At 59.3% G+C, this 21,904-nt stretch carries 14 protein-coding genes; 8 read left to right on the forward strand and 6 right to left on the reverse strand.

The genetic code is table 11. The features are described 5' to 3' along the window. Window positions 1–5: 5 nt before the first annotated feature. From FHS84_RS20185 to FHS84_RS20195, 3 genes are read left to right on the forward strand one after another with little or no spacing between them, the layout of a single operon-like run. Entirely contained in the window at window positions 6–1,244 is a 1,239-nt protein-coding gene (locus FHS84_RS20185; RefSeq protein WP_166937339.1) for an SGNH/GDSL hydrolase family protein, read from the forward strand. Window positions 1,245–1,257: 13 nt separating this feature from the next. Beyond that, window positions 1,258–4,374: an alpha-L-rhamnosidase gene (locus tag FHS84_RS20190; RefSeq protein WP_166937340.1), complete on the forward strand. Its 3,117-nt coding sequence runs from the start codon at window positions 1,258–1,260 to the stop codon at window positions 4,372–4,374. Window positions 4,375–4,390: 16 nt separating this feature from the next. Beyond that, window positions 4,391–5,647, forward strand: coding sequence for an MFS transporter (locus tag FHS84_RS20195; protein ID WP_166937341.1), 1,257 nt, complete (start codon window positions 4,391–4,393; stop codon window positions 5,645–5,647). Between the two features lie 86 nt (window positions 5,648–5,733). Here FHS84_RS20195 and FHS84_RS20200 read toward each other — a convergent pair whose 3' ends face one another. From FHS84_RS20200 to FHS84_RS20220, 5 genes are all read right to left on the reverse strand, one after another. Next, entirely contained in the window at window positions 5,734–7,518 is a 1,785-nt protein-coding gene (locus FHS84_RS20200; protein WP_166937342.1) for a beta-L-arabinofuranosidase domain-containing protein, read from the reverse strand. Between the two features lie 28 nt (window positions 7,519–7,546). Further along, the gene (locus FHS84_RS20205) at window positions 7,547–9,724 is read right to left on the reverse strand and encodes a hypothetical protein (RefSeq protein WP_166937343.1); all 2,178 of its coding nucleotides are present in this window, start codon (window positions 9,722–9,724) and stop codon (window positions 7,547–7,549) included. A gap of 102 nt (window positions 9,725–9,826) precedes the next feature. Beyond that, the gene (locus FHS84_RS20210; protein ID WP_166937344.1) at window positions 9,827–10,684 is read right to left on the reverse strand and encodes a class I fructose-bisphosphate aldolase; all 858 of its coding nucleotides are present in this window, start codon (window positions 10,682–10,684) and stop codon (window positions 9,827–9,829) included. Between the two features lie 13 nt (window positions 10,685–10,697). Beyond that, window positions 10,698–11,456, reverse strand: coding sequence for a DeoR/GlpR family DNA-binding transcription regulator (locus tag FHS84_RS20215; RefSeq protein ID WP_166937345.1), 759 nt, complete (start codon window positions 11,454–11,456; stop codon window positions 10,698–10,700). A gap of 17 nt (window positions 11,457–11,473) precedes the next feature. Continuing rightward, entirely contained in the window at window positions 11,474–12,838 is a 1,365-nt protein-coding gene (locus FHS84_RS20220; protein WP_166937346.1) for a four-carbon acid sugar kinase family protein, read from the reverse strand. Between the two features lie 163 nt (window positions 12,839–13,001). On the opposite strand from FHS84_RS20220, the gene pdxA reads away from it, so the two are divergent. Beyond that, window positions 13,002–13,991: a 4-hydroxythreonine-4-phosphate dehydrogenase PdxA gene (gene pdxA / locus FHS84_RS20225; RefSeq protein WP_166937347.1), complete on the forward strand. Its 990-nt coding sequence runs from the start codon at window positions 13,002–13,004 to the stop codon at window positions 13,989–13,991. 11 nt (window positions 13,992–14,002) lie between these two features. Here pdxA and FHS84_RS20230 read toward each other — a convergent pair whose 3' ends face one another. Further along, window positions 14,003–14,551, reverse strand: a complete 549-nt coding sequence (locus FHS84_RS20230) for a VOC family protein (protein WP_166937348.1) — start codon at window positions 14,549–14,551, stop codon at window positions 14,003–14,005. Window positions 14,552–14,660: 109 nt separating this feature from the next. Between FHS84_RS20230 and FHS84_RS20235 the strand changes: the two genes are divergently transcribed. From FHS84_RS20235 to FHS84_RS20250, 4 genes are all read left to right on the forward strand, one after another. Continuing rightward, window positions 14,661–15,665: a TRAP transporter substrate-binding protein gene (locus FHS84_RS20235; RefSeq protein WP_166937349.1), complete on the forward strand. Its 1,005-nt coding sequence runs from the start codon at window positions 14,661–14,663 to the stop codon at window positions 15,663–15,665. Then, window positions 15,616–17,523: a TRAP transporter large permease subunit gene (locus FHS84_RS20240; protein ID WP_208394001.1), complete on the forward strand. Its 1,908-nt coding sequence runs from the start codon at window positions 15,616–15,618 to the stop codon at window positions 17,521–17,523. The genes FHS84_RS20235 and FHS84_RS20240 overlap by 50 nt, the downstream gene beginning before the upstream one ends. 347 nt (window positions 17,524–17,870) lie before the next feature. Continuing rightward, window positions 17,871–20,447, forward strand: a complete 2,577-nt coding sequence (locus tag FHS84_RS20245) for a TonB-dependent receptor (protein ID WP_166937350.1) — start codon at window positions 17,871–17,873, stop codon at window positions 20,445–20,447. Window positions 20,448–20,533: 86 nt separating this feature from the next. Beyond that, on the forward strand, window positions 20,534–21,580 hold the full coding sequence (locus FHS84_RS20250; RefSeq protein WP_166937351.1) for a glycoside hydrolase family protein: 1,047 nt from the start codon (window positions 20,534–20,536) through the stop codon (window positions 21,578–21,580). Window positions 21,581–21,904: the final 324 nt, after the last annotated feature.

Here is a 21,904-nt window from a genome sequence, read left to right on the forward strand (position 1 = left end):
AAACGATGAATCTTCGTTGTGTCATCGCCATGGCGATCGCGGGATTGTGCGTGACTTTGCCCGTCGGGGCGGCATCGCATGCGGCTGATCCGACCTGGGGTGCAGCGTGGTATTCGCCGCCGTTCCCGCCGACATCCAATCTCATCTACAACGATGTGCGTGTGTTCAGTCACCAAACCGTTCGGCAAGTGGTCCGTCTGGAGGCAAGCGGCAATCGCGTGCGTCTCCGGCTGACAAACGAGATGGGCTTGTCGTCGGTCAAATTCGGGGCCGTGCATATCGCTATGTCCTCGCCGAATGGGGTCACCGAAGAAAAAACAGACAAGAAAGTTTTGTTTGGCGGCAAGCCGGATGGCGAGATCAAGCTGGGTGAGGCGCTCGTCAGCGATCCCGTCGAGTTCAAAGTCAAGGCCCATCAACTTGTTGCCGTATCCGTCTATTACCCGGGGCGCCTGTCGCCTTCCGGCCATCTGGTTTCCTTGCGGCTGTCGAAGCCGGGCGATCATTCCGCGGAAACGGTGATGCCGTTTGTCGATATCAATCGGGCACCTTCTATTCTCTCGGGCATCGATGTGGAATCGCCAGAGCCGCGCAGCGTGCTTGTCGCCTTCGGCGATTCCATCACCGAGGGGGCGTGTTCCACTCCCGGCTGGAACAAGTCCTGGCCGCAGCAACTTGCCGTGCGCCTCTTGAAGTCTCGCCTCGGTGCCAGTTGGACGATCATCAATGCGGGCATCAGCGGTAATCGCCTGCTTTATGAAGGAGCGGGCCAGAAAGCGCTCGATCGTTTTGATCGCGACGTTTTGAGCATTGCGGGCCTGAGGTCGGTCGTTCTGCTGGAAGGTATCAATGATATCGGCGCGGGTTCCACCGTCGATTCCGATACGGGACCACGAACGGTCGACGACATCATTGGAGCCTATAAGCAGCTTATCGATCGGACGCACGCCAGGGGCATCAAAATCTACGGCGGTACGCTGACACCTTATGCTGGGGCCGTCTATTTCAGTGCACAGGGTGAAGCCGTTCGCACCGCGGTCAATGCCTGGATCAAGACCTCTAGCGCGTTTGACGGGGTGATTGACTTCGACGCCGCGACGCGAGATCCGGAAATGCCATCCCACCTTATCGGCGCTTACCAGTGCGGGGACAACCTGCATCCAAACGACGCCGGGTATGCGGCCATGGCCGATGCTGTCGACCTCGATCTGGTTACAGGATCGAAATCGAAGAAAGCGCGTTAAGCAGGAGCCAATAATGACCGACAGTTCAAAAGACGTCGCAGCTTCAGAACTGCTGGTCGCCGGCCTCAAGACCGAGTTCTTGGAGACGCCGATCGGGCTCGAAGTCGCCGCTCCGCGTTTTTCCTGGCGCCTTGTGGCTTCGCGACGGGACGTCCGGCAGACCGCCTATCGCGTTGTCGTCGCTTCGAGCCCTGATGTTCTTGCCACGGGCCAAGGTGATCTTTGGGATAGCGGCGTGGTCCGCACGGATCGCTGTTTCGAAGTTGGTTACGATGGTCTGCCGCTCAAGTCCCGCCAACGTGCGTTTTGGCGGTTATGGGTGTGGGACGATAAGGACGTCGTCGCCAGCGCGGAAAGCTGGTTCGAAATGGGTCTTCTGGAGCGCGCGGACTGGCTGGGAAGTTGGTTGACGGTCGAGGACGAAGAGGAAGCTGCGGATCGTGCCGCCGGTCTTCGTTGGATTTGGGCCGATGTCGCTCACGATAGCGCACCGGTTGGATTCCGCTTCCGCTTTGTTTTGTCTGAACCGCCGCGTTGCGCCGAACTCCTTCTGTCGGTCAAGGACAAACTGCGCGGAGTTTGGATAAACGGTCTCCCCATTGATGTAGCAGGACCCGCTTACTGGGGCGCTATGCAAAAGATCCCCCTGACGCTTGAGCGCGGCGTCAATGTTCTTTGCGTAGAAGGCTCTGCATTGACGGAAGACTTTCTTCCGCCCGACGGTGGTGCGCTTTCCGCAATTGTGCGAATTGACACCAACGACAGCAATGTCCTGCGGCTGACATCGGGGCCGCAATGGCGTGCCGGAAAATGCGACGGCAGCGCGTGGCTCTCTCCCGGCTTCGATGATTCTGGTTGGTTGCCGGCAGTTCCGACTAAGGCGAGAACGCAATGCGAGCCGCTGCCTGCTTACCCGGCGCGTCTGCTGCGTAGAGAATTCTCGCTCGTCAAACCGATTGCGCGAGCCCGTCTTTATGCGACCGCTCTCGGTGTCTATGAGGCGTTCGTCAACGGCCGTGACGTCACGGATGCGCGCTTGACGCCGGAGATCAGTACGGCTTCCGACCATGTCTTCTACCAGTGCTTTGATGTCACCGACCTTGTCCGCCCGGGCGTCAACGCCGTCGGCCTTCATGTCGGAGATGGTTGGTACGCCGGGGCGCTCGCTTGGCGCAACGAGCGCTATGCCTTAGGCGACGGACCAAAACGTGTGTTGGCCCAGCTCGTTGTCGATTATGTCGACGGCAGTCGCGAGGTAGTCGCCACGGATTCCAGTTGGCGCACGCATGCTTCGCACATCCTGTCGTCGGAAATCTACAACGGCGAGCGTGTGGATGCACGGCGTGCTTTGTTGGGTTGGTGCGAGGCCGGCTTTGACGATTCCAATTGGCAAGCAGCGAAACCGGCCAGTGCACCGGTTGGCAAGCTGGTGGCGATGACAAGCCCGCCGATCCGCGAACGCTATGCCCTTGAGCCGGTGGCAGTAAAAGAGGTGCGTCCTGGGACGTACGTCTACGACTTTGGCCAGAATTTTTCCGGCTGGACGAGAGCGACCGTCGCCGGATCGGCCGGCACGACCGTAACGCTGCGCCACGCCGAAATCTTGTTGCCGGATGGCGAGGTCGACCAGTCGAATTTGCGCGGAGCGGCGGCGACCGACAGCTATGTTCTTCGCGGTGATCCCCAAGGTGAGACCTTCGAGCCACGTTTCACGTATCATGGCTTTCGCTATGTCCAATGCAATGAGGCGGCGAAAGTCGAAGGGATCGTCGCGCACAGCAGCTTGCCCGAGACCGGTGCGATCAGGATCGAAAACCGGATGATCCAGTCGCTTTGCGACAACACGCTATGGAGCCAGCGGTCGAATTTCTTCGGTGTGCCGACGGATTGTCCTCAGCGTGATGAGCGTTTGGGATGGTTGGGCGACATTCAGGTTTTTCTCGATGCCGCCTGTTTCGCAATGGACACGGATTCGTTTATCCGCCGCTTCCTTTGCGAGGTGCGGGCGGCACAATCTCTCGAAGGGGCCTATCCCGTGGTAGCGCCGCAACCGCGCAGCTTTCCTTATATGTATACGGCCGGTTGGAGCGAAGCCGGCATCATTTTGCCTTGGACGCTCAACGAGCGCTACGGAGACACGCGCGTTATCGAAGAGAACTGGGACGCGATGTGCCGTTGGATGGATTTCATCGCGGCCGCGAATCCGGATTGGCTTTGGCGCCACCGGCGAGGTCTCGATCTCGGGGATTGGCTCTCGGTGGATGCCGTTCAGCCGGCAGACGAGACGACGCCGCGGCTGTTGGCGGCAACCGCTTTTTGGGCCTATTCGGCACAACTGATGGCGGAGATGGCGGCGGAGACCGGACGCGAAGCGGATGTGCGGCGGTTCGCGGATCAGCATCGGGCCATCGCTTCGGCATTCCGCAACGCGTTTGTCACTGCGGACGGTGTCGTCGGCAACGGCAGCCAGACAAGTTACGTCTTGGCGCTGAAGTTCGGTCTCGTGCCGGAGCATTTGCGGGAGGCAGCCGCAGCCCATCTCGTCGCCGAGATTGCCGGTCGCGGCATGACGCTTTCCACCGGCTTTTTGGGAACGCCTTATCTGCTTGACGTTTTGTGCGATCATGGTCAGGCGGAAACTGCCGGGGCGTTGCTCCTGCAGACCGCATATCCGTCTTGGGGTTACATGATCAGGTCCGGCGCTACGACGATCTGGGAACGCTGGAACGGCGATGTCGGCGATATATCGATGAACTCCTACAGCCACTATGCGTTGGGTGCCGTGGTTGGATTCATTTATCGGCGCCTGGCAGGCATTGCGCCCGGCGCGGCAGGGTTTCGTCGGATTGTCGTGAACCCGCTGTTCGATCCGAAAATCGGCAGAGTCGAAGGTGAATACGATTCCTGCCTCGGCCGCATTGCCACCAGGGTTGATGGTGATGATGCCGGTGTGTCGCGTCTGATGCTGACGGTTCCTCCCAATGCAGTTGCAGAGGTGCATCTTCCAGGAGGACGCCGCTGGCGCGAAGGCGGCAGACCGCTGAACGTTTGCGCAGATATCCGCATCGTCGATGCCGACGGCTTGGTCCTCGAAGTTGGATCCGGCGACTATTGTTTCAAAGTACAATAAAAAGGGAAGGCGCGTCATGAGCAAGGAAGGGGGAGCACGCGACGATACGGGCTGGAAAGGCACGATACTCGCAGCGATTGCCAACTATATCGATGCGGGTTCGATCGTCGCCAGCGCCGCGACGCTGTCGATCTGGGTGGAGCAGTATCATCTGAGCACGCCGTTTGTCGGTTTGCTCGGCGCTATCGGCGCCAATTCCATATCGGCCGGCATCGGGGCGATAGTCGGTGGCCGGTTGTGTGACTTGTTTGGTCGCAGACGGATCTATCTCGCCAATATGGCGTTCTACGCCGTCGGTATGATGTGGCTGGTCTTTGCAGTTGCGCCTTGGATGATTGTCGCCGGATTTATCCAGGTCGGCTTGGCGGTTGGGGCGGCGGTACCCGCATCGTGGTCGCTTATTGCCGATCAGGCTCCTCAAGGCGCCCGCGGCCAGCGCAGCGGATTGGCGCAGGTTCTTTGGTATTTGGGACCTGTGGTCGTGCTTCTGGCCTCGTTAGCCCTGATGCCGCTTGGCATGTTGGGTGCAAGGATCGTTTTCGCCCACCTTGCTATTCTTGCGGTCGGCTTGATGCTCATGCGTTCCGGCATGCACGAATCCGAGCGTTGGGCCGCGGCAAAGGCCGAAGCAGGTGCCGAGGCCGCGAAGCTTGCCGGCGTGAAAGAGCTGCTGAAGCGCAAGCATCTGCGGTCGATGCTGTTTCTGGTCGGCATGTATGGGGCTTGGAACCTCTGGGCCGGAACCAATGGGTTTTTCCTACCGTATATTCTGCACACGGTCGGCGCCCAGACCCAGGCGGCAAGTATTGCGTTCCAGGCGTTGAGTTTCACGGTGGGTATTTTCTCGATCGTCTTCATCTTCATGCGATGGTCCGATCGCGTCAATCAGCGGATGATGTTCGTGACCGGCGCCGTTGTGGGGACGGCTGGGATGGCGGTGATGGCGCTGTTTCCACTCACCACGCCGGTGGCGCTGACCTATGTCGTGCTTACGTCGCTCGGCGGCGGCTTCGGAGCGCAACCCTTCTTTCAATTGTGGAGCGCCGAGCTTTTTCCCACGCTGCTGCGCAGCACGGCCCAGGGCATCGCGTTTGCCATTGTGCGGATCGGACTCGGCGTCTGGAGTTTCTTCGTTCCGATCCTGACGGCGACGGGATTCACGACCTTGGCCTGGATTCTCACGGGATTTCAGGCCGCCAGCGGCATCATCGGCATCATCTGGGCGCCGCGTAACGAGGGAAAATCTCTCGAGCAAATACAGGCCGAACTGTAGGACATCTTCAACGCTGGCATCCAAATGCAAAAAAGGGCGCTTCCCCGCTTACCCGGCGAGGAAACGCCCTTTTTGCTTCAATCCCGTCAACCCAGCTTGTGATACGTATCGTATGCTTCTTGATCGACGAGGTGGAACGGCACGAAGCTCTTTTCGCGGCCGTTGCTCTTCGGTGTTCCGTCTGGCGCCAGCGCCGTCAGGTTCTGATCGGGCGCCGCGGTATGGCGCGCCGAGGCTGCGGTCGGCTCCGCACTGACGTACATCACCGGTCCCTTCATCAGGGCGACGATATCGGGATGCTTGTCGTCGATCGGCAGCATGCGCTGGTTTTGCGGCAAGGTCAGCTCGACGATATCGCCGCTTTTCCATGATCTCTCGATCAGAGCAAACTGGCCGGCGGCGGCGTGGATCGCGATCGGTTCGCCGTTGACGAGAACGCTCGATTTGCCGGCAATCCATCCCGGAATCCGCAAGGCGAGGGTGAATTTCTCCGCCCGGGCCAGCGTGATGCGGAGCGTCGTCTTGTCGGCATAGGGGAAGTCCGTTTCCTGGCGCAGCGTGACGGTCTGGCCGTGCAGCAACCAGCGCACCTGCGAAGGCGTATACAGGTTCACGTAGAGCCGGTCCGGGCCGTGGAAATAGATGTCGAGCGGATAATCGGCAACGCACTGGGCCAGCGTGCCCGAGCAGCACGGCCATTTGCGCGGGTAGTATTCCTTTTTCGAGGCGGGCCCGTAGCTGGAATAGTAGGGGTAATTGCCGTCGTTATCGGGCTTCCTTACGGCGAGGATGGTGTTGAAGAGGTCGCGTTCCAGGCCGTCGCCGTAACGGGCATCGCCGGTAAAGCGTAGAAGATACCGGGCAAGTTTGGTGTTCGCGTAGCTGCCGCATGGCGTTTCAAAATGCGCCTTGGTGCTGAACAGACTCTTGTAGAGAGCACCGGTGTGCGGAACGACGAATTGCTCCTCCGGTCCCCAGCCGCCCGAAGCGTAGCGTTGGAGTTCGAGGAAATGCCAGGCATTGACCAGAGCATTCTTGTATTTGTCGTCTCCGATTTCGAGATAGGCCGCGGCGCCGGAACTGAGACAGATGGCGTGGCTGTAGGCATGGGCATGGGGCAGAACGTCTTGACCCTTAGACAGTGGATCGAAGAATTCCTTGTTGAGCAGATAGTGCTCGCCCAGGGCTCGGAACTTGTTGTCGCCTGTGACACGAGCCGCGGCGAACATGTTTTCCGACAGGACGTAGGTTTCGTCGTAGGGCGGATCTTTTTTGCCGTTTCTATCCCGACTGATGGGAGAAACGAACGGCTTTGCGCCCTGCCAAACGCGCGGCAGAAGGTCCGCAGCCTCATGCACATGGCTGAGATCGTAGGCGTCGATCAGGCCGATGGCATGCTTGTCGTAGACATAGGCCGCCCATTGCTTTTCGGTTCCGGGACCGGCGAACGGATTGGGATTGCGGGCGATGATCTTGGCAAACTCGCCGACGAGAGTGGCCACCTTGGCATGAAAAGCGGCATCGCCGGTGGTACTGCCGAAGCGGGCCAGACCGGAAATGTATTGGCCCAGTGTCAGTCCGGGTACGAAGCCGTCGGCGTCATACCAGCCGCCCATGTCCTTGCCCGGTGCTTCCAGTCCGGCGTGCTGACGGTACACCTTAAGCAGCTGGTCGTTATCGAGCGCCAGGAAGTGCGCCTTCATCCAGTTGTATTGTTCCCCCAAGGGACCGCCCGTCAGCGTAACGTCGGAATAGGCGAATTCCTGCATCACTTCGCGACCGGCATGGCGGGTGGGCTTGGCGGCAGCGCCGCCCAGGACGGTGGCGACCGTCGCGCCTTTTAGCACGCTCCTGCGGCAGACTTCGAACATGGCGGACCTCTTGGTGCCGGACTCCCGGCTAGCGAGTAACGGAAACCAGATAATTCGTTGCGGCCGGGGTTCCGGCAGTAAATTCCCATCCGTCTTCGAGCATTCGCGCGTCGATGGGAGCGAGCTGCCGTCCGGCGCCGTCGATGGGCGTGACGGTCACCTTCACCGCGCCTTCGAGGTTCTTGAGCAAAATCCATCCCGTTACGGGCTCGATCAGCGTCGGGGCGTCGCCCCACTTCGCCATCATGGCTTTGCGGCTGTCCCAGGCGGAGCCGGAATTGCGCGAATAGGCGACGGCCACAAGCATCATGCGATCGCAAACGGAGAGCGCCTTGCCGTCGAGCGAACTCAACGCGACGGTGGCGAACTCGTTGGTGATGTCGGTACTCAGGTGGGGCGTATTGCCGTTCTTGCGTGCCGTCTCGGCGGTGAAGCCCGAAATGATTTCGGTGCGCTCGGATTTGGTGGTCAGAAAGCCGGTGTGCTCTCCCGCTGCATGCCAACGCAGCTCGCCCGTGTCGCTGAGAATGTCGTCGCCCTGCGGCAGCGAGATCTTTTCCAGCGGTTCGCAGTCGAGGCAGCGGATGCGGGAGCCGTGTTGAAGGGGCAAAGTGAGCGGGAAGTCGGACGTGAAATAGGGTTTGGCATTCGCTGGAGCCCTGGCCGTTTCGTCGACCTCCGACCTGGAATAGCTGCGCGCCACGACTTTCCGGGCTGCCTTTATGTCGTGGCGCAGGAAGGTCAGGGCTCCGAGCGGAATTTCGGCGATCTTGACCGGGTCCTGGGCGATGTCGAAGAAATCGCCGATGGTCGGCTTCCACTGCCCATTCAGTTTGGGCTCCATGCTGTAGAAGAAGACGGCGTCCCAATCCTGAAAGGCGGCATAGCTGGCGATGACGGGGATCATCTCGCTGCCGTAATCGTTGGGGAACGGCTCGTTGATCTCGCTGACGGTGAACGGCTTTCCGGCCATCGCGGTGCGCGCCAGCTTTACGAGCATCGAATGCTGCGGATCGTCGAGCATCGGCGTGGCGCGCCGTCCGTAGATGGCGGGATGCTGCCAATAAGAGTGGGCATCCTGAACCTCCATTTTGGAGGTCGAGCGCAGCAACGGCAGACCGGAAATGAAATAGGTGTGATCGGCTGTCGGAATGATCGGGACCTTCACGCCGAGGTCCTTGCGCAGATAGTCGCTCATGTCTGAGAAGAATGCGGTTTCGACGTGTGCCAGGAATTCCGCTTCCGCATGGAAGCGGTCGGCCGGTGCGGCGGAGAAGTCACCTCGGCGCAGGAGTTCGACCGGTTGGCCGGCGGGGATGGCCCAGGTCCGACGCATTTTCTCCAGTTGGACCGGCTTGTAGGTCTGGCACAGCCAGTCGTTGTACTGCGTCGTCAGCAGCGTCTTGTAATGCGGCGTCAAATCGAGCTGGAGCCGCGGCGCTTCTTTTTCGTTTTCACCGCGCAGCCAGTTGCGCATCCAGAATTCCGTCAGCGAATTCTCGTTGACGATTTCGACCACCGCCACGGCGGGTTCGTCGCTGTAGGCGGTCTTGGTGTACGGATTGACGTGTTTGATCAGGGCGCGGGCATATTCTTTCTGCCGTGCGATGAGTTCGGGGCCGAAATACGTAAATCCCTTGGCGACCCCGATGAGATCGTGATCGGGCACGCCGTCGCCGCCGAGATAGGAACGGCCGACGTTCAGGTTGAGATCGACGTAAATGCCGAGGCTCTTCAGGCGGTAGACCATGTAGTCGAGCCGGTCGAGCTGCTCGGGATCGAAGGATTTTGTATCGCTGCGGCTGCTGTCGATCAGTCCGGCAGGCCGGTACGAAAGCGGCTCTTTCGCCGGCTCCCCGTTGGGAGTGGCACCGCCTTGGCCGTGAACGGGCATCGGCGTGTTGGGCAGATCGAGGAAATGCAGGCGAACGCAATTGATGCCCAGACGCGCCAGCGTTCTGGCGTAAACGTCGGCGCTTGCCTTGGGCGGCAGCAGAGCGGAGCCCGGTGTCCAGCCGCTGAGATTGACACCCCAGCAACGGAACCGTTGCCCGTCCGCATGAGCCAAGTGGCCGTCTTTAATGCGAATGAAGCCGCGGTCGCCGGCCGTCTTCTCGAGCAGGAAACTCACGTCCAGCGGCGACTGGGCATGATGCTCGTGGTCGACAACGAACGGCTGAAGAGCAGGAGCCGCAACGGCGGACATGCAAAAAAGGGCACTGCTCATTAGCAGGGCTGAAATGCGCATCCTGCTCATACGGGTAGACATGGCATCTGCCTTTCGCGCGTTGCGAGCGCGGTATTTCGATCAGGCTGTAAGCGGCAGCGCGTGGAACCCCGCGGTATCAATCGCATCATCGACACTGCCGCCCTCGTGCACGATGACGCGGCAAGCGCGCATGACGGCGAGCGGCTCGTTGGCCTCGAAGACCGAGCGGCCGAACAGAATTCCGGCGGCCCCGGCCTTAACCACGGAGGATACCAGTTCGAGGGTGCCGCGGTCGCTCTTGCCACGCGGACCTCCAGCTAGCATGACGGGCACCGGCGACTGCGCAACGATACTGCGTAGCTTTTCAGTGCTGCCGGGCCAATCCGTCTTGATGATGTCCGCGCCCATCTCGGCACCGATGCGCGCATGGAAGGCTACGAACGATCCATCGTTGATGTTTTTGGCGAGGGCATGACGGGCCCCCATCGTTTCTATAATATGAACCACACCAGCCGCTCGTGCCGCAGCATTGACTTCCGAAGTGGAGCGAAATGCGATGGTTTCCTCGGCCGGGTCGTTGTGGCCGACGAACATATAGTTGATGACTGCGTCCGCTCCCAGGGCGATGGCATCGTTGACCGAGGCGACCATGCGCGTATGGCCGTCCTTGTAGTCGAGGTCTGTGCCTTCGCGCCACATGGTGGTCTGATCAAGCCGCAAAATCAGGGCGGGCCCGCCGTTGCGGACGAGGTGAGCTCCGTAACGCAGAGCCGAACCAAGCGAAAGGATCACACCGTCGACGCCGGCCTCGGCCATGGCATCCAGAACGGTTTCGGGGTGCTCCAATCCCTTGCTGCAGCCAAGATGTAACGCATGGTCCATGGCGACACAAAAGCTGCGCTGCGTCTTGTTATTGATGATGCGGGAAAGGCGGATTTGAGTACCCAACGTAGACATAGATATTCTTTCGCTAGACGAGTTCGAACGTTATTCCCGCCTGCTGCAACGATCTTGCTGCTGCGGGATCGATTTGCCGATCGATGAAGATGTGGTCGAACTCGGTGAGTTCGGCAAACTGTGTCAGGGCTCGGGTGCGGAACTTCGCGGCATCGAGCAACATCACCGATTTTCCAGCCGCTTCCATCATGGCCCGCTTGATGCGGACGACTTCCTGATCCTGGTGATAAAGACACGTTCCAATGACGGACGGCGCCGACATGAATGTCCAGTCGGCGCGCAGTTTACGCAATGTCTGCTCGCAGAGGAGGCCGTAGAATGCCTCCAGCGTGTCGTTATAATTTCCTCCCGCCAGCACGAGCTGGGTGTCCGGCCTGGCACGCAGCTTTTCACAGACCGCGAGCGAGTTCGTGATGACGGTGACGTTTTCGATGTCCTTGATTTCTTCGCAGATCTGCAGCGTGGTCGTGCTGTCGTCGAGCATGATCACATGCCCGGGTTCGATCAGCCGTGCGGCAGCCTTGGCCAGGGCGATCTTTTCGGGTTGATGGACTTCCTGCCGGTAATGGAAATTGCTTTCGAAGAGGAGCGAGCTTTCGGCCGATGCTCCGCCCCGCTGTTTGCGCAAGAGCCCGCGGGCGGCTAGCAGGTCGAGGTCGCGATGAACGGTCATCCGGCTCACGCCAAGATGTTCGACCAGTTCGTCCAGGCCCACGGATTTGCGGGTTTGCACGACTTTTAAGAGTTCTCTGCGGCGTTCTTCGGCGTCCATGGCAGTCCCCCGTTGTCTCAATGTCCAATGATCAGTCGGCCCAGGAAATCTGGTTCGCCGACCTGACCACCTTTGAGTACAACTTCCGTTCCATCAAGTCTCCGGTTGTCTGTGCGGACTCGGCAGAGTGGGGCTCCCGGAACCATCGGACCGGAATACTCCAGGGCTTCGATGCCGAGCTTGGTAATGGCGTAGCTGGAGCTGTCTCCTCCCGCCAGAACTGCGCGCTGAATGCCTGTGTGTTCGATCACGCGCTTCAATACGCGGCCCAGGCTCTCCCCGAGAAGGCGGGAGCTCTCGTAGGCGCCATACCCGGCATTGCCTAGTGCTTCGCGGGTGCGTGCGATACGCGGATCGGATGGGCCCCGCGCCGTGCAGGCCACTGCGCCGCGGTGCTGCGATAACGCAGCGACCATTTGTGTAACCAGTGCGTCTTCCGCATCACCTGCGCCGTCCACAAGTGCCACGGTATCCGCAGCGATGACGGCCATGCCATTTTTCTCGGCCCATTCGAGCTGTTTCTCGCTTATCGGAGAGCAACTGCCGTACACGGCGGCAATCTTGTCGACCGGTCCACTCGGCGGGCGGAGTTCCGCTGCGGGTAGTTTTCCCTCCACTGCGAGATAATCGAAATAGGCGTACTCGACGCCTGAGGAACCGGCCACGAACATCTGCCGGTCGGCGGCTTGGCTCGCGAGGATTTCACCCGTGCGGTGTGTTGTGATGGCGTCGAAGGTATCCAGGACAACGATCTCTGCACCGAGTGCCGCAAACCGCGCCGCGAAATCGTCCTCAGCCATCTGGCAATGGTCAAACCCCGCAATACGGCGCGCTGTCTGTTTGCCGAGGTGCAGCCGCAGATCGGCTTCAGTCATCGGCGTGACAGGGTGCCGGCTCATCGTCGGGTGGCGGTCAATTCGGTAGACGCCCTGGGTGCCGCCAACATGTCCCGCTGCGAACAGGGTCGAGAACACAACAAACCGGCGATGGGGAAGGACGCCGACCACCACCGGAACCGGTGTGCCGAAGCAATGGATGCCAATGTCGATTGCCTGCCCGATACTCCCGATCGTCGGAGAGGAGTCGAACGTCGAGCATGTTTTATAATGTACGATGGGCGCGCCGGTGGCTTTGAGCGTCTCAAACACCTGCGGAAGATTGGCCTTCATCCATTCCGGGGTACGGCTGCGGCTGTCGCCCGCCACGCCGATGACGTGGACATGGCGATACCGCGCCAACTGCTCGACGGTCGGACAGGCCAGGAAAAGGACGGCCGAGAGACCGGCCAACGCAGCCGCTTCCAGCGCATCGGTCGAGCCGGTGACGTCGTCACCATAAAACGACAGAAGCAGTTCGGGATCGCGGTCTGGTTGTTTCGGCATCCTCTAGGCTCCTGCTGCGCCGGAAAATACGCCGGTACCGTACGGGCGCTAGCTGGCGATGTGGAATGTACCAAAAAAACCTATACATACAACACAATTCGTGTGATATTCGGTCGTTTTCTCGTCCGCCACCAGCGGATGGCGCATTGCAGGTATGGAGTGGATGGTGAACAGAATTGGTCTGACGATGGGCGATCCGGCCGGGATCGGGCCCGAAGTGATCTGCAAAGCGCTTAAGGATATGTCGGCGGCGGAGCGTGCCGCGACGCTGGTCATCGCGGATCCTGTTTTCATGGCGCGGGCCAGTGCGTTGGTCGGGGCGGACTTGGACTTCGTCACCACCGACGCGGCGGTTGAGGCCGGTAAGGTCGCGGACGGCGGCGTGCCTCTACTGCCGGTCGAGGCCAACAATCGAGATGCAATTCTGCCCGGCCAGTTGTCGGCAGATGCGGGCGAGGTCGGGTGCCGTATCATCAAGACGGCCGTCGAACTGGCTCTGGCAAAGAAGATCGACGTCATCTGCACGGCGGCGCTGAACAAAACCGCGATCCGAATGGCGGGCTATGCCTTGAACGGCCATGCCGGTCTGCTGTCGCACTTCACCGGCGTGAAGAAATGCTACGCCGTTTTGGCCTGTCCGCAGTTGTCGGTCATCCACGTCACGACGCATGTGGCTTTGTCCAAGGCCGCCGGTTTGTGCCGAACCGAATTGATCCTCGATACCATCAGGGCGGCACATCGCCATGTGTTGACCACGGGCGTTGCGAGGCCGCGGGTGGCCGTCGCGGCGATCAATCCGCATGCCGGCGAGGCTGGTCTCTACGGTACGGAAGATCAGGAGCAGGTGGTGCCGGCGGTCGAAGCCGCCTGTGCCGAGGGTATTCTGGCCACCGGACCGATTCCCGGCGATGTCGTTTTTGAGCAGGCCATCGACGGTAAATTCGATATCGTCGTGGCGCAGTTCCACGACCAGGGCCATATCCCGGCCAAGTTGATCGGCCGCCACGAGACGGTGAACATCACGGCCGGGTTGCCGATTTTGCGCACGTCGGTAGATCAGGGCACTGCCTTTGACATCGCCTGGAAAGGCGTGGCCCGGCCGGGCAACATGAAGGCCGCCATTGCCATGGCACGCCGCATGCGCCCGGTCTGAACCGTCGAGCGTTATTCCGCGGGCATTTTCGAGAGATCTGGGAACGGGCGAACGGGATTGCTGCCGTCCCAGTTTTCGCTCGCCTCGCGGATTTGACGAAACAGCGTGCCTTTCGCGCCCGAGATTTCGGACAGCTCGATCACTGTGCCCGGATGAAATTCCGTTTCGAAATAAACATAGCGGCCGCCGGCGCCGACGGACCCGTACATGCCGATTTTCAATCCTTGCGCGGTCAGGCGGGCGATGTCGGAATCGAAATCGGTCGTCCAGTAGGCAAAGTGTTGGGCGCCCGTATGCCCGGCTTTGAGGAAGTCGAGATACATCGACGGCGCATCATTCAACTGCTGCACGAGTTCCATCTGCAGCGGACCGGAATTCGCGAGTGCGACAGCACGCTGTATCGGAGAAGGGCGCCCTTTGTATTCAAAGTGCTGGTCGACGATTTTCGGAGCGTAGAACCATGGGCCGATACCGAGAATTTCGGACCAGTATTTCATTGCAGCTTCGATATCGCGCACCACGTACCCGATTTGCCGGACCTCACCAAAAAACCTGCTCATTACATCCTCATTCGACCGTGTTACGTTGGTCCTTGCTGGACAAGAAACATAACACGATTTATGTTACGAATAACGTCCTTTGTAAACTAAGGTATTCGGGCCGATTGCCATGGCGACGATAAATAGAAGGTCGGTCTTGGCAGGGATTGCGGCGTGGACCGGCTCCGGCCCTCATGCCCGGGCCAAGTCCCGCTTCATCTATAAATACGGAAACAATCTTCCGACCAGTCATCCGCTCAACCGGCGTGCCCGCGAAGCGGCCGACAGAATTCGCAAAGAGACGGCCGGCGAACTCGACATCCGCATCTTCCCCAGCAATCAGCTTGGCGGCGACACCGGCATGCTGAACCAACTGCGGGCGGGAGCGATCGAGTTTTTCACGCCGTCTTCGCTTGCCATTGCGACCCTGGTTCCGTCTGCCGCCATCAACGCCGTCGGATTTGCGTTCCGCGACTATAATGCGGTTTGGGCCGCCATGGATGGCGATCTTGGCGGCTTTATCGCGGCACAGATCGAAAAGGCCGGCCTGCATATGATGCCGCGCGTATGGGACAACGGTTTTCGCCAAATCACCACATCGCGCCGGCCCATTCTTTCGCCCGCGGATCTTGCCGGCGTGAAGATCCGCGTTCCGGTGAGCCAAATTCCCATTAGTCTGTTTCGGACGCTGGGCGGAACGCCCACCGGGATGCAGTTCAGCGAGGTCTACACGGCCTTGCAGACCCACATTGTAGATGGACAGGAAAACCCGCTGCCGATTATCGATACGGCGAAGCTGTACGAGGTGCAGACCTACGTCAGCCAAACCAACCATATCTGGGACGGCTATCTCTTCGTGGCCAACGGCGCGGCTTGGTACAGGTTGCCCAAGGATATGCGGAAAATTGCGGAATCCGCTTTCAACGAGCTTTGCATGGCGCAGCGCGCGGATATCGCCGCGCTGAACGTTTCCGTTCGTGCCGCGCTTTCCGCGCGCCATATGACGTTCGTGGATCCGGATCCCGCGCCATTCAAGAAGAAACTTATAGAGCGGGGTTTTTACCGCCAGTGGAGGGAGAGGTTTGGTGACGTCGCTTGGAGGCATCTCGAAAGATACGTCGGCCGTCTCGCCTGATGGCGCAACCGCGGACGGTGAGTTCGCGACGTTCAAAGCATTTGCGGCGAAGGCGGAGCGGGCCGTGGCGCTCGCGGCAGAAATCCCCGGTGCGGTTCTCGTCATTGCCGAAGTGGCGATTCTGTTTTCCGGTGTCGCATTTCGTTACGTCTTGCATCAACCGCTGTTGTGGTCGGACGAACTCGCGGGAATTCTTTTCCTCTGGATGTCGATGCTCGGGGCGGCCGTCGCGCAGCACCGCGGCGGGCACATGCGGCTCACGGTCGTGGTCGGATTGGCACCGGAGCGCTGGCGGCAGCGGATCGAGACTTTCTCTTCATTGACCGTCATTCTGTTTCTCGGGCTGATGCTGTACCCCGCGTGGGAACACGCCCGGGCCGAGACTGCCGTTTTCACGCCGGCGCTGGGCTTGCCCGACATCTGGAAAGCGGCAGCCATTTTCGTCGGCTGCATCCTGATGCTGACCATCGCGCTGCTGCAGCTCGTGCAACGGGCGCGGTTGAGGGACATTGCCCTGTCCTTGGCGCTTCTGGCGATGTGCGGTCTGGCGCTCTGGCTTCTTGAGCCGCAACTGTATGCGATGGGGAATTGGAGTCTCCTCGTTTTCTTCGGGATCGGCGTTTCTGTTCTGACCTTTGCCGGCGCGCCCATTGCAATATCCTTCGGCTTGGCCGCCGTGACCTATTTTCTGTTTGCCACGGCGACGCCGATATCCATCGCGGCCATCTGCATGGACGAGGGTATGTCCGGCTTCCTGTTGCTCTCGATTCCCTTGTTCGTTTTGCTCGGCCTGATGATCGAGGCGACGGGCCTCGCCGCGGCGCTTGCGGGCGTGCTGGCAAAACTCGTCGCCCATTTCAGGGGCGGGATGTCCTATGTGCTGATCGCGGCAATGTACCTGGTGTCGGGAATATCGGGTTCGAAAGCGGCCAATATGGCGGCGATCGCGCCCGTTTTGCTGCCCGAGATGCAGCGGCGCGGCAAGAAACCCGGCGAGTTGATCGGACTGCTGTCCGCGTCGGCGGCCATGGGCGAAACCATTCCTCCGTCGATCGTCCTCATCACCGTCGGCTCGGTTACCGGTGTGTCGATTTCGGCATTGTTCACCGGCGGCATGCTGCCGGCCGTCGTCGGCGCATTCGGTCTCTTTGCGATAGCGTGGTTTCGTTCTCGCTCTGAAAAGGTCGATAACGTGCGTCGCGCCTCGTTGCGGGAGATCGCAAAGGCCTTGGTGTGGGCTTTGCCGCCACTGCTGTTGCTGGTCGTGGTCCGGATGGCTGTGGTGACGGGAATGACGACGGCCACCGAAGTGTCCACCATAGGTGTGCTCTACACGATCGTCGTGTCGATCGTGTTTTACCGGAGTTTCCGGCTGGACCGGATGTGGCCGATGTTGTGCGAAACGCTGTCTCTGTCGGGCGCCATCATGATTATTCTCGGCACGGCATCCGCTATGGCGTGGGCTTTGACGCAAGCCGAATTCTCACACCAGCTCGCGGCCGCGATGGAGGCTATGCCGGGCGGAAAGGTCGGGTTCATGGTGCTGTCGATCGTCGTGTTTGCGATCTTGGGCAGCATTCTCGAAGGCATTCCGGCGATCGTCGTCTTTGCGCCGCTGTTGTTTCCCATTGCCAAAGCGCTGGGCATCGCCCCGGTCCACTACGGGATCGTCATGGTGCTTTCGATGAGCCTCGGGTTGTTCACGCCGCCGCTTGGAATCGGGTTCTACCAGGCCTGTGCGATTGGCCGCGTTTCACCCGAGAAGGCCGTAAGAGCGATCTGGGTCTACATGCTGGCGATTCTGTTGGCTGTCGCGATTGTGGCCGCGGCTCCATGGCTCACGGACCCAAAGTTCTAGATGGACGTGAGCGAAATTGATTGATTTTCATAACACGCACCTGCTCAACCCGGCTCTCCGTTGTGCTAGGCAATGCTTTGGTAACGCTCCCATTTTCCGGAAAAATTTGCGCACCAAGCGACTGTGATAAAAAATATCATTTATTTACAGCACGTTAATTGGATAATATCCAGAACTTGGCGGCATATATCATATCATATGATATTTTAGCCACGCTATAACACAAAAAATGGTCTTATGACGCGGAATGTGCGATTTGTGCTTGTCAGACAAACGGGCCTGGTGACTTAATATGACAAAAGCTGGCTGAAAATGATTGGAAGGGCTGGCGTAGGGAGGTCAAGCTAATGAAATTGAAAATCGCGTTGTTGGCCGGAGCGGCGGTGTTGGTGGGGACGGGTGCATGTGCTCCCGCTCTCGCACAAGAGAACGACACCATGGAAACGGTCGTTGTCTCCGGCATGCGGGCCAGCCTCGAGTCCGCGATGAACATCAAGAAGAATTCGTCGTCCATCGTCGATTCGATCATTGCCGAAGATATCGGCAAGTTCCCCGATATGAACGTCGTCGATTCTTTGCAGCACATCACCGGCATTCAGGTTACGCGCGACTTTGGTGAAGGCGGCTCTAACGTCGCCATTCGCGGCCTGCAGCAGATTCAGACCACGTTGAATGGTCAGGAAGTGATGACCGCCGGCGGCAGTCGCATCCTGAACCTGCAGGACCTTCCGGCCGAACTTGTGGCCGGCGTCGACGTCTACAAGAGCCCGACCTCCGACCAGCTCGAAGGCGGTCTCGGCGGTCTGATCAATGTTCGCACCGCGCGTCCGTTCGATTTCAACGACATGAAGGTGAGTGCCGACGTCCGGTTTGCCTATGCCGATCTGGCCGGCTCCATGAAGCCGCAGGCCTCTGGGATGTTCTCCGACCGCTGGAACACGAGTATCGGCGAAGTTGGTGTTCTGCTCAATGCATCGTTCCAGAAGCGCGCCTTCCACCAGAGCTTCGACTCGGCCGGTTCGCCGTCGTGGAATACCGTCGCAATTCCCGGCACGTCGATTGCAACTTCGACGGGGTTCTGGAACCCGACACAGGACGGTCATCGCGATCGCTTCGGCCTTAACGGATCGATCCAGTGGCGTCCGACATCGAGCCTCGATTTCTATTTCGACGCCAACTACTTGAAGTTTTCGACCTACGCCAACCAGTACGTCTACTACGCCTATCCGTCTTTCGCGAATTCTGTCCCTGGTTCATTCTCGGTGTTCCCTGGCACGAACGACCTGGCCAAAGGCAGCTTTGCCGGCGCCATGACCATCGGCACGCAGGGTGTTTCGCGCGATACCAATGACATCGTGCAGAACTACGTTCTGGGCGGCAACTGGAACCACAATGCGCTGACGGTCAGCGGATCGATCCAGTACGTTCGTAGCCGCAGCAATCTCTACTATACGGCCGTGACGTCGACGACACCGGCTACCGGTATGTCGGAAGACATGACCACGACGGTTCCGTCGTACAGCTTTACCGGTGCTAATCTGACCAGTCTGGCGGCATACACGGTCACGGGTCTCGCCTACAACGAGAACCAGTACTATGCGAACCAGTTGGCCTCCAAGATTGATGCGCAATACGAAGCCAAGTGGGGCCCGATCAAGGAAATCGACGCTGGCATTCGCTACGTTGTCCGCGACAACGATTTCGTGCCGATCCGCTTCGTTGGCACGATGGCGGCCCGGCCTGCGACCGAACTGTCCAACTGGATGGTTCAGTACAACAACCTGGGATTTGGTGGCGTTTTTTCGGGTTACTCGCTGCCGAACTCGATTTGGACCTTCAACCCGGACATGATGCGTTCGAACCTCGCCGGTGTTCAGAACGCTGTTGGTAACACCAACCGTCCGTATGTCGATCCGAAGGCACCTTATACGCAGTCCGAGCGCATCACCTCCGGTTATCTGCAGGCCAAAATCGAAACCGAACTGTTCGTTCCGATTTCGGGTACGGTCGGTGGTCGCATCATGAATACCAATACGTCGATCCACGGCTTCCTGGGGTCAGGCTCCCCGGTCGTCTATTCGCCGCTTGATGTGCACACCACGCGGACCGACTTCCTGCCGGCGGTCAACTTCACGGCGCACCTCTCCGACGATCTGAAGCTGCGCGCGTCGTTCTCGAAGACGCTGAACTTGCCGTCCTTCTCGAGCATGGCCCCCGGTTTGACCCTGGTGCCCGGTAACTTGAGCGGCAACGGCGGCAATCCCTTCCTCAAACCGATGCAAGCTACCTCCTACGATTTGTCGTTGGAGTACTACTTCGGTCGCGCGAATTCGCTCTATCTTGCAGCATTCGACAAGGAAGTTAAGAACTTCTGGGCGACCCGCGTGGTTCCGATGAGGATCGACGGCCAGGATTGGTCGATTACATCCACGGGCAATGCCTCCGACGGCAAGGCGCGTGGCTTCGAAGTTGGGTACACCCAGTGGTACGATTTCCTTCCGGGTCCCCTCTCCGGTCTCGGCTTGCAGGCTAACTATACTTACGTCGACTCGTCAGCGCCTTCGCAGGTGGTTGGTCTGAACACGCCGCTACAATACCTGTCGCGTCACAGCTTCAACCTGATCGGCATGTATGAGATCGGTAAGATCAACGCGCGCATCGCCTACAATTGGCGTTCGTCGTACTACAACTCGTTGTACGCAGCTTCCGGCCAGTTTGCCGGCACTGCGGCGACCTATAACAAGGCTTATGGCTGGCTCGATGCATCAATCGGCTATGACCTGAACGACAGCATTAGCTTGTCGGTGGAAGCCTCCAACCTGCTGCATACGCGTATCGATCAATACTTCACCACGACCACGCGTCCCGCCAGCACGACCGTCAACGACCGCCAGTTCATCTTCGGCGTGCGTTACAAGATGTAAATTTCACGATCCAGGACATTATCCTCCCTGGACGATTGGCCGGCGATTCAGTTCCTGGACCGCCGGCCTTTTTTATGAGGCTCCAAATGAATTTAACGCGCCGCAGGCTCGTCGCCGGATGCGCTGCCGCCGGTTTGGTTGGTCGCTCGCGAGGTGAGGCGGCTGACGCTCTTGCGCCATTTCGCACGCCATACAAATTCAATAAGCTGATCCTGGAAGCATCCGGTGTCGACGGCAGCTTCGACAAACTTGCCGTTGACGATCCGTTTGTCTTTCGTGCCGAGGGCCGATTTTACATGCTTCACGTCGGCTTCGACGGCATCGGTTATCAATCGGGTCTCGCCGTGTCGGACGACCTTCTGCATTGGAAGCGGGCCGGATTGATTTTTCCTCGCGATCCATCATCGAAGGTTTTCCGGTATAACGCGGCGCTGTCATGCATTCTTCATGACGCCGAGCTCGGTTCGGCCTGCGAGCTTCAAAAGGTCGACGGCCGTTATGTCGGCGTTTGGCAGGCTTACCCCAGTCCCGGCTACGAAGAGGGGGCTGCGCTTATGGGGCTCGCTTGGAGCGATGATTTCCGGCATTGGGAGCGTGGCGACGTTATTCTCGAACCGGATCCCGGCGCGGAATGGGAAGCGGGAGGTCTATACAAGCCCTATCTTATCAAGGTAGGCGACACCTTTTTTCTTTACTACAACGCCAAGGACAAAGGTGCGCGATGGCACGAACAGTCCGGTGTCGCCACATCCAAAGATCTGAAAACCTGGACGCGCTGTCGCGGCAATCCCATCCTTCGGAACGGTCCGGCAGACAGCAGGGATGCGCGATTTGCCAGCAATCCATGGGTGGTTCGCGCGGGTAGCCAATGGGCGATGTACTATTTCGGACTGCCTAACGCCGGACATGCGTGCGATCTGCTTGCGCTTGGCAGCGATCCTTTCCATTTCGAGAAAGTTCCGGAAGTCATCGTTGAAGTTGGTCCGCCGGGATCGGTTGACGAAACCCACGCCCATAAGCCAGCTCTGATGACGTGGCAGGGTGATCTTTATCATTTCTATTGCGCAGTTTCAGGCAAGTGGCCCAACGAACGGCGCGGCATCACAGTTGCCCGCTCTCGCCCCTGGAGCTGAGTTATAGAATTATAGATAAGTGTGCAGTCAAAACGGCACTGAAGCGGTGCAGGTCTCGGAAGATAACTGAGCCACGATTGCTGCTCGCATTGGGAATGTAGGCATCATGCATGGAGTGCCGTGTGCGGTGCAGAATGCGAACGGATGTAGTCGGAATGGCGAACGCTGAGTGTGCAATCCGTGTGCACGACCATCAATAACTCGTTGAAATAACAATATACTCTGCACACTCCATCATGGGGGCGATACAGAATCTATGTGATTGGTCCGATTTCATTATTTCTAGTTCTAAGGGAAAGTTCGACGGGGAGGCGGAGCCTACCC

Origin of the sequence: Rhizomicrobium electricum (assembly GCF_011762045.1) — a bacterium.
GTDB lineage: Bacteria > Pseudomonadota > Alphaproteobacteria > Micropepsales > Micropepsaceae > Rhizomicrobium > Rhizomicrobium electricum.

Bases quoted from the DNA above. Each gene is read 5' to 3' on its own strand.
- FHS84_RS20185 (WP_166937339.1), top strand. From the start codon at position 6: ATGAATCTTCGTTGTGTCATCGCCATGGCGATCGCGGGATTGTGCGTG.
- FHS84_RS20190 (WP_166937340.1), top strand. From the start codon at position 1,258: ATGACCGACAGTTCAAAAGACGTCGCAGCTTCAGAACTGCTGGTCGCC.
- FHS84_RS20195 (WP_166937341.1), top strand. From the start codon at position 4,391: ATGAGCAAGGAAGGGGGAGCACGCGACGATACGGGCTGGAAAGGCACG.
- FHS84_RS20200 (WP_166937342.1), bottom strand. From the start codon at position 7,518: ATGTTCGAAGTCTGCCGCAGGAGCGTGCTAAAAGGCGCGACGGTCGCC.
- FHS84_RS20205 (WP_166937343.1), bottom strand. From the start codon at position 9,724: ATGTCCGCCGTTGCGGCTCCTGCTCTTCAGCCGTTCGTTGTCGACCAC.
- FHS84_RS20210 (WP_166937344.1), bottom strand. From the start codon at position 10,684: ATGTCTACGTTGGGTACTCAAATCCGCCTTTCCCGCATCATCAATAAC.
- FHS84_RS20215 (WP_166937345.1), bottom strand. From the start codon at position 11,456: ATGGACGCCGAAGAACGCCGCAGAGAACTCTTAAAAGTCGTGCAAACC.
- FHS84_RS20220 (WP_166937346.1), bottom strand. From the start codon at position 12,838: ATGCCGAAACAACCAGACCGCGATCCCGAACTGCTTCTGTCGTTTTAT.
- pdxA (WP_166937347.1), top strand. From the start codon at position 13,002: ATGGTGAACAGAATTGGTCTGACGATGGGCGATCCGGCCGGGATCGGG.
- FHS84_RS20230 (WP_166937348.1), bottom strand. From the start codon at position 14,551: ATGAGCAGGTTTTTTGGTGAGGTCCGGCAAATCGGGTACGTGGTGCGC.
- FHS84_RS20235 (WP_166937349.1), top strand. From the start codon at position 14,661: ATGGCGACGATAAATAGAAGGTCGGTCTTGGCAGGGATTGCGGCGTGG.
- FHS84_RS20245 (WP_166937350.1), top strand. From the start codon at position 17,871: ATGAAATTGAAAATCGCGTTGTTGGCCGGAGCGGCGGTGTTGGTGGGG.
- FHS84_RS20250 (WP_166937351.1), top strand. From the start codon at position 20,534: ATGAATTTAACGCGCCGCAGGCTCGTCGCCGGATGCGCTGCCGCCGGT.